The sequence below is a fragment of the Streptomyces sp. NPDC051183 genome (assembly GCF_040682455.1).
GTDB lineage: Bacteria > Actinomycetota > Actinomycetes > Streptomycetales > Streptomycetaceae > Streptomyces.
The window spans coordinates 114450-122400 of sequence record NZ_JBFBBA010000026.1 but is presented as its reverse complement, the minus strand read 5'-3'; the positions used below and the strand labels follow the sequence as shown (position 1 = coordinate 122400).

The window sequence follows — 7951 nt, the reverse complement described above, 5'->3', positions numbered from 1 at the left end:
ATGATCCGCGGGCTGCCGACCAGGGTCATCGCGATGTCCAGGCGGCGCTTCATGCCGCCGGAGTAGGTGGAGGCGGGCTTCTTCGCCGCCTCGGTGAGGTCGAAGCGTTCGAGGAGTTCGGCGGCGGTACGGCGGCCCGCGCTGCGGGAGAGGTGGTGCAGGTCCGCCATCAGGAGCATGTTCTCCTCGCCGGTGATCAGGCCGTCGACCGCGGAGAACTGCCCGGTGACGCCGATCGCGGCCCGCACCGCCTGCGGCGCTGCGGCCAGATCGTGGCCCGCGACCGTCAGTTCGCCGGCATCGGCGGTGATCAGGGTGGAGAGGATCTTGACGGCGGTGGTCTTGCCGGCCCCGTTCGGGCCGAGCAAGGAGAAGATCGTTCCTTCGGGGACGGTCAGGTCGATGCCGTCGAGGACCTTCTTGTCGCCGTAGGACTTGCGCAGCCCGTTCGCCGCGATGGCCACGTTGGTCATGGGGAGTACTCCTTCGGAAGCTGCGGGCTGGTCAGAGGCTCTGGGCGGTGATGTCGCCGTAGGCGGTGGTGGCCTGGATGTTCAGGGCGGCCGCGGCGCCGTCGGTGTTGTTCAGCGCATTGCTGATGCGGCCGTAGGCGGTGCCGGCGTCGAGGGTGGCGGAGACACCGCGGGCCGCGCCGACGGAGATCTGGCCGTACTCGGTGCGCAGTTCGACCGTGCCGCGCACGGCCTCCGTGATGCGGAGGTCGCCCTTCTGGGTGCTGATCCGCGCCGAGCCGCTCAGGCGGCCGACCGAGATGTCGCCGGCGGCGAGGGTCAGGCGGGCGCTGGCGGCCTCGTCGAGCTTGACCGAGCCCTGCGCGCCTTCGAAGACCACGTCCCCGAGGCGTCCGACGCCCCGGAGCTCGGAGGCGGCCGCCTTCGCCTCGATGTGGGAGTCGGCGGGCAGCTGGACGGTCACCTCGACCGAGCCGGAGTTGCCGAGGAACTTGTTCTTGGCCGGAGCGGCGCCGATGCGCAGGACGCCGTCGGCGTACTCGACCGTGATCTGCTGGGCCGCCTTCACGTCGCGGCCGTTCGAGGCGTTCGCCGGCAGGACCTCGACGGTGGTGTCGGCGCGGTCGGCGGCGATGAAGCGGATGTGTCCGGCGGGAATGTCCAGGACGGCGGCGATGGGGGCGGTGGTGTCGAACTTCTGCATTGTCGTTTCCTTCGACTCGTTGTTCGCGATGAAGGAAAAGCTACGTTGCGTTCGCCAGCCCGGCAACATCTTCGTTGCATGAGAGTTGCATTTACACAGGCCAAAGGCAGGAAATCGTTGCAACCGGCTTCGAAGTTAACGCAACATCAGCTACTCAGTCGTTGCAATGGACTGCGAGTGAACGCTATAGTGACGGCAGGAACGGGGAGAACGAAGGAGATCGCGATGCCGGGAGGCAGGCTCACCCAGCAGGAACGCCGGCAGATCGCGCTGGGACTGGCCGACAGCCTGGCCTACGCGGAGATCGCCAGGCGGCTCGACCGCCCCACCTCGACGATCACGCGCGAGGTGATGCGCAACGGCGGGCCCACCGCCTACCGCGCCGACCTGGCCCACCGGGCCACCGAACGCCGCGCCCACCGGCGCACCCAGGCCGCGCCGCGCGGGACGCAGACACCCCCGCAGGCCCACGGACGCGACGCCGAGGCCGTGCGCGAGTACGAGGAGACCTTCACGGCCGTCCTCATGAGTTCGGGCATGCCCACGATGATGTCCCGGGTGATGGCCTGCCTCACCCTCACCGACACCGGCAGCCTCACCGCGGCCGAACTCGTCCAGCGGCTCCAGGTCAGTCCGGCGTCCATCTCCAAGGCGGTGACGTTCCTGGAGAGCCAGGGGTTCGTACGGCGGGAACGCGACGAGGGCCGCCGCGAGCGGTACATCGTCGACGACGACATCTGGTACCAGTCGATGGTCGCCAGCGCCCGCTCCACCGCCCAGATAGTGGAGATCGCACGGCAGGGCGTCGGCATCCTCGGCCCCGACACCCCGGCCGCCGCCCGCCTGGAGAACGTCGCCCGCTTCCTCGACTTCGTCAGCGAGAGCATCGCCCGCGCCGCGGAGCAGGCCCGCGAGATCCTGCACACGAAGGCCAGAACGCCCCCGGGCGATACGGCCTGACCGGGGGCGTGGGCGTGGTGCGCCGATTCAGCGGGTGCGGCGGTAGTGGTTCGCGGTCGCGGCGACCCAGAGCATCGCGGTGACGGCGCCGACGGCCAGGGTGAGGGTGCCGGCCTTGCCGCCGGTCATCGCCCAGCCGTTGCCGAGCAGGAGGGCGGTGCCCGCGACGCGCGAGGCGATCGCGTGACCGCGGTTTCCGGTGCGGCTGAAGTGGCGGCCCAGGACGTAGCAGGCGGCGATCAGGGAGGTGAAGGTGACCGACCCGGCGGCGAAGTGGGCGTAGCTGTGCCAGCTGAGTGTGGCGGGCTGCCCGTAGGGGGTGCCGGCGGGGAAGCCGTCGGCCGGGTCCATGACGAACAGGCCCGCGGCGACCATGCCGATGCCGCCGATCCGCACCAGCCGTGGCGCCCAGGTGCTTCCGGGGGCGCCGCGCAGGGCGCGGCGCAGGCCGGTCGCGCCGATGGCGAGCAGGGCGCCGGCGATCAGGAAGTTGGCGATCTGCAGCCATCCCAGGGAGCCGTTGCTGAGTGCGCTCAGCGGGTGGCGGGTGATGTCGAAGCCCTCGCGGGTGGCGGCCTGGATCAGGGAGACGGACGCCCAGAGCGGGGACGCCACGACCGCGCAGGTGAGCAGGGCGCGGGTGGCGGTCCGGGCCGGGGCGCCGGTCGGGCCGGCCGAAGCTGTGGCGGTGGTGACGGCGGTGGTGGCGGTCTGGGCGGTCATGGTGTGCCTCTCGGGTTCGGCGCGTTCGTCGTGCTCGGCTCTCGGTGACACGTCGATCCGGTGATGTGACAGGGAATGCGTACGTTCCCTGCCACATCACCGGATCGACGTGTAGGCAGAAGCTCCGTACGACGAGACGAGACGAGGGAAACCCCATGCGCTACCTGATGACGACCCGGCCTTCCGACACCGCCCCCGACGAGCGGCTGTACGTGGAGATGGGCAAGTTCGTCGAGGAGCTGACGGCGGCCGGTGTGCTGCTGGCCACCGGCGGGCTGGAGCCGGGCGGGGTGCTGGTGAGCTCCGCGGGCGACGAGATCACGGTGACGGACGGGCCGTTCGCCGAGGCCAAGGAGGCCGTGGCCGGTTTCGCGCTGATCGAGGTCCGCTCCAAGGAGGAGGCGATCGAGCTGGCCCGCCGCTTCCGCAGGATCGTCGGTGACGGCGAGAGCGTGGTCCAGCAGGTCTTCGGCCCCTGAGCCGCGAGGAGGAGCACGTGCCCCGGCTTGCGGGCGGGCCGGGGCGAGTGCTGTGATCGTCCCCGTGCCCGATGCCCATCGCACGATCGACGCGGTCTGGAAGCTGGAGTCGGCGAAGATCGTCGCCGGGCTCACGCGGATGGTGCACGATGTCGGCCTCGCCGAGGAGTTGGCCCAGGACGCGCTCGTCGCCGCGCTCGAACAGTGGCCCGCCTCGGGCGTCCCGGACAACCCCGGTGCCTGGCTGACGACCACCGCCAAGCGGCGGGCCGTGGACCACCTACGGCGCTCCCGGCTCCTGACGCACAAGCAGGAGCAGCTCGCCCACGAGCTGGGGCAGCAGCCGGATCCCGGCCTCGATGCCGAGGTCGATCTCGATGTCGATGAGGACGAGGGCGCCGGACAGGACGACGTCCTGCGGCTGATGCTCATCTCCTGCCACCCCGTACTGCCGGCCGGGGCCAGGGCGGCGCTGACGCTGCGGCTGCTCGGCGGTCTGACGGCCGAGGAGATCGCGCGGGCCTTCCTCGTCACCGGGACGGCGATCACCCGGCGCATCGCGGCGGCCAAGCGGACACTGGCCGAGGAGCGCGTGCCGTTCGACCTGCCGGACGGCGCGGAACTGGCCGAGCGCCTCGCGTCCGTACGGGAGGTCATCTACCTGATCTTCAACGAGGGCTACTCGGCGACCTCCGGCGACGATCTGATGCGGCCCGGGCTCTGCCTCGAAGCGCTTCGGCTGGGCCGGCTGCTGGCCGAGCTGGCCCCCCAGGAGGCCGAGGTGCACGGCCTGGTGGCGCTGATGGAGATCCAGGCCTCCCGCTCGGCCGCGCGGACGGGGCCGTCGGGCGAGCCCGTCCAGCTGCACGAGCAGAACCGGGGGCGGTGGGACCAGTTGCTCATCCGCCGCGGGTTCACCGCGATGCTGCGGGCGCGGGAGGCCGGGGGCAGCGCGCCCGGCCCGTACGTGCTGCAGGCGGCGATCGCCGTGTGCCATGCGCAGGCGCATACCGCGGAGGACACCGACTGGGCGCAGATCGCGGCCCTGTACGGGTCGTTGGCGCGGCTGCTGCCGACGGCGATCGTCCGGCTCAACCGGGCGGTGGCGGTCGGGATGGCGTACGGGCCGCAGGCCGGGCTCGACCTGGTGGACTGCCTGGTCGCCGATCCCGCGCTGCGCGACTACCACCTCCTGCCCAGCGTCAGGGGGGACCTGCTGGCCCGTCTGGAACGGCGCCGGGAGGCGCGGCTGGAGTTCCAGCGGGCGGCGGCCCTCACGAGGAACGCCGCGGAGCGGGCCTTCCTGCAGCGCCGTGCGGATGAGGTGGAGGAGGTCGACGGCGTCGACGACACCACCGTTGCGGGGCAGGCCGGTCCCACGCTCGGTGAGGCCGTCCGCGGCTTCCTGGGCCGTGGTGATCTGGACGCGGCGACGGTCCGCTCGTACGGGCAGACCCTGCGGCGGCTGTGCCTGGCGCTCGGCGACCGGCGGCCGCCGGCCTCGCTGACGGCCGAGGAGGTGGCGGGGGTGTTCGCGACCTGCTGGGGCCGGGGCGCGGCCAGGACCTGGAACCGGCACCGCTCGGCCGTCCGGTCCTTCGCCGCGTGGGCGTCCTTGGGCGACCTGGCGGCCGGGCTGGAGCGCCGTACCGAGACGCGTTCCCGGTCAGGGGCGCGGGCGCTCGGTTCCGCGCAGCTCGACGCGCTCTGGGGCGATCCGGAGCTGCCGCTGCGCGAACGGACGCTGTGGCGGCTCCTGCACGAGTCGGCAGCCGGGGCGAAGGCCGTGCTGTCGCTGAACGTGGAGGACCTCGACCTGGACGACCGCCGGGCCCGCGCGGGCGACGTCTGGGTGAACTGGCGCTCCGGAACGGCCCGGCTCCTGCCGGAGCTGCTGGCCGGACGGACGCGGGGGCCGGTGTTCCTGTCCGACCGGCGGCCGGGGCCGGCGCGGACACCCGCGCCGGCCGATCTGTGCCCGGAGACGGGGCGCCGGCGGCTGTCCTACGAGCGGGCCGAGTACCTGTTCAAGGAGGCCACCAGAGCCCTGGACCCGGCCGCCGACGGCTACACCCTCGGCCGGCTCAAGCCGCGCCGCGCCTGAACCGCGCGGTGCCCGGCGGGCGTCGGCGGGGCAGGAGCCAGTGGGGCGGGCGTCAGCGGGGCAGGCGCAGGGCCAGGCCGTCCAGGACCACGTCCAGGCCGTAGTTGAACTTGGTGTCGCGGATCCCCTTCGGGTCGATGGTCGCGGTCGCCGCCGCGGCGGCGTAGGCGTCGGAGAGGTGGGCGCGGTCGGCGGCCGCTTCCTGGGCGGCCGGCATGAGGCGGGCGATGAACGCGGCCTCGGTCTCGCCCGAGCGGGCGACCGTGATGAGCCAGGCGGACTCGGTGGTGCTCATGCCGATGACGTAGGCCAGGACCGTGTCGATCGCCCGGCTCGGTTCGGGGAAGCCGGCGGCCGTGAAGAGGGCGGCGAGGCGGTCGGAGAAGGACATGAGGTTGGGGCCGAGGTAGGCGAGGCCCGCCTGTCCGAGGACCGACGAGAGCCAGGGGTGGTTCAGGGCCGTCGCGCGGAAGGAGGCGGCGGCCCCGGTGACGGCGGCGCGCCAGTCTCCCCGGGCGAGTTCGGGTGAGGGGACGAGGATCTCGGCGCACACCTCGTCCACGGCGAGCTCCATCAGCTCTTCCTTGGTCGCGACGTGCCGGTACAGGGAGGTCGCGCCGGCGTTCAGGCGGGCGCCGAGCTTGCGCATGCTGAGCGCCTCGATGCCATCGGCGTCGAGCATGAGGACCGCCTCGCGGACGATCGCGGCCCGGGTGAGGGCCGGCTGCTGGGTCTCGCGCTGCCGACGGGTCCATACCGACGGGATCGGGTTCACGTCCGTGTTCGGAGTGGTCGCAGTGGGCTTGGCCGACTTGGCGGGCATGGCGCTCCTCCTTTGCGTACATCGTTCGCATTCAGCGTACACAAGTCGAGGGTTGCGCACACCGTTCCGTCATGCGTACAGTGTGCGCATCGAAGGAACAGCGTGCTCAGGCCGGAAGGAACTCCCCATGGAAACCCGCAACCCACGTCGCTGGTGGATCCTGATCGTGCTCTGCCTCAGCACGCTGGTCCTGGTCGTCGACAGCATGGCCCTGACGGTCGCGGTGCCGTCGATGACCGAGGACATAGGCGCGAGCGCCCAGGACATCCAGTGGATCCTGGATTCCTACATCCTGGTGTTCGCCGGGCTCCTGCTCACCTCCGGCAGCCTCGGTGACCGGTTCGGCCGCCGGAAGATCATGATCATCGGTCTGTTGCTCTTCGGGGCGGCGTCGCTGGCCGCGACCTTCTGCACCAACCCCGGCGAAGTGATCGCCGTACGCACCGCGATGGGTGTCGGCGGTGCGCTGATCATGCCCTCGACCCTGTCGATCCTCATCACCGTCTTCGACGAGGACGAGCGCGGCAAGGCCATGGCGGCCTGGGGCTCGGTGTCGATGCTCGGCCTGGTCGGCAGCCCGGTGCTCGGCGGTGTCCTGATCGACCACTTCTCCTGGCACTCGATCTTCTTCATCAACGTGCCCGTCGTCGCGCTGGCCGTCTTCGCGGCCCTCACCCTCATGCCGGAGTCCAAGGGGCCGTGGCAGAAGCCCGACCCGCTCGGCGCGGTGCTGTCCGCGGCCGGTATGACCGCGCTGATCTGGTGGATCATCGAGCTCCCGCAGCACGGCGCCTTCGGCGGCCGCTCCGCCCTCACCCTGACCGTCGCGGTCGTCGCTCTCGCCGGGTTCGTCGTCTGGGAGAACGTCATCCCCGAGCCGATGGTGCCGCTGGTCCTGTTCAAGCACCGCAACTTCAGCGGCGGCTCGCTCTCGCTGACCCTCGTACAGATCGGCAACGGCGGTCTGCTGCTGGTCCTCACCCAGTACCTCCAGTTCGTCCTCGGCTACTCCCCCGTCAAGGCCGGCCTCGCGTTCGTGCCGCTCGCCGTCGCCGCGCTCATCGGCAACGGCGCCGGTGCCGGGCTCGCCGCGAAGATCGGCAACCGGCTCCTGGTACTGGCCGGCATGATCGTCATGGCCGCCTCCTTCGCCCTGCTGACCACCGTCTCGGCCGCCAGCGGGTTCACCGTCCCCGCCGTCGCGCTCGGCCTCCTCGGCCTCGGCGCCGGTCTCGCGATGCCCGCCGCGGTCGGCGCGCTGATGGGCACCATCCCGCAGGAGAAGGCGGGCGTCGGCTCCGCCCTGAACGACACCATCCAGCAGGCCGGCACCGCGCTCGGCATCGCCATCCTCGGCTCGCTCCTGACCAGCGGGTTCACCCGGCAGATGCCCGACGACGCCCCCGAGGCGGCGAAGCAGTCGATCGGCGGGGCGCTGGCCGTCGCGAACGGCGACACCGGCCTGGTCGACGCCGCCCGGGAGGCCTTCACCTCCTCGATGTCGACCACCTTCACCATCAGCGCGATCGGCGTCCTCGCCGCCGCCGTCCTGGCCGCGGTCGTCATGCGGGACACCAAGGCCGAGCCCGCCGAGGCCGCCGGGGCCCCGGTCGCGGAGAGCGAGCTCACCGCCTGACGCACGGCGAAAGGGCCGGTGCCCCCTGGGGGGGCGCCGGCCCTTTCCCG

The 7951-nt window shown here is 71.9% G+C and carries 8 protein-coding genes; 4 read left to right on the top strand and 4 right to left on the bottom strand.

The annotated features are described in order from the left end of the window. Together AB0M99_RS23220 and AB0M99_RS23215 are read right to left on the bottom strand one after the other, a co-directional pair. A partial coding sequence (locus AB0M99_RS23220) for an ATP-binding cassette domain-containing protein (RefSeq protein WP_365923345.1) occupies positions 1 to 473 on the bottom strand: 473 nt, incomplete at its 3' end. Positions 474 to 504: 31 nt separating this feature from the next. Then, a complete protein-coding gene (locus AB0M99_RS23215; RefSeq protein WP_365923343.1) occupies positions 505 to 1176 on the bottom strand; it encodes a DUF4097 family beta strand repeat-containing protein in 672 nt (223 codons plus the stop codon). Positions 1177 to 1401: 225 nt separating this feature from the next. Here AB0M99_RS23215 and AB0M99_RS23210 point away from each other — a divergent pair, with 225 nt between their 5' ends. Continuing rightward, positions 1402 to 2136, top strand: a complete 735-nt coding sequence (locus AB0M99_RS23210; RefSeq protein ID WP_365923341.1) for a helix-turn-helix domain-containing protein — start codon at positions 1402 to 1404, stop codon at positions 2134 to 2136. A 27-nt stretch (positions 2137 to 2163) separates the two neighbouring features. Here the strand turns inward: AB0M99_RS23210 and AB0M99_RS23205 are convergent, their stop codons facing one another. Continuing rightward, positions 2164 to 2859, bottom strand: coding sequence for a DUF998 domain-containing protein (locus AB0M99_RS23205; RefSeq protein ID WP_365923339.1), 696 nt, complete (start codon positions 2857 to 2859; stop codon positions 2164 to 2166). A gap of 155 nt (positions 2860 to 3014) precedes the next feature. Between AB0M99_RS23205 and AB0M99_RS23200 the strand changes: the two genes are divergently transcribed. Continuing rightward, the gene (locus AB0M99_RS23200) at positions 3015 to 3338 is read left to right on the top strand and encodes a YciI family protein (protein ID WP_365923337.1); all 324 of its coding nucleotides are present in this window, start codon (positions 3015 to 3017) and stop codon (positions 3336 to 3338) included. Between the two features lie 64 nt (positions 3339 to 3402). Continuing rightward, on the top strand, positions 3403 to 5442 hold the full coding sequence (locus AB0M99_RS23195; protein WP_365923336.1) for a DUF6596 domain-containing protein: 2040 nt from the start codon (positions 3403 to 3405) through the stop codon (positions 5440 to 5442). A gap of 52 nt (positions 5443 to 5494) precedes the next feature. On the opposite strand, the gene AB0M99_RS23190 is transcribed toward AB0M99_RS23195, so the two are convergent. Next, complete coding sequence (locus tag AB0M99_RS23190; protein ID WP_365923334.1) at positions 5495 to 6265, bottom strand: TetR/AcrR family transcriptional regulator C-terminal domain-containing protein; 771 nt, start codon at positions 6263 to 6265, stop codon at positions 5495 to 5497. Between the two features lie 127 nt (positions 6266 to 6392). Between AB0M99_RS23190 and AB0M99_RS23185 the strand changes: the two genes are divergently transcribed. Continuing rightward, entirely contained in the window at positions 6393 to 7901 is a 1509-nt protein-coding gene (locus tag AB0M99_RS23185) for an MFS transporter (RefSeq protein WP_365923332.1), read from the top strand. Positions 7902 to 7951: the final 50 nt, after the last annotated feature.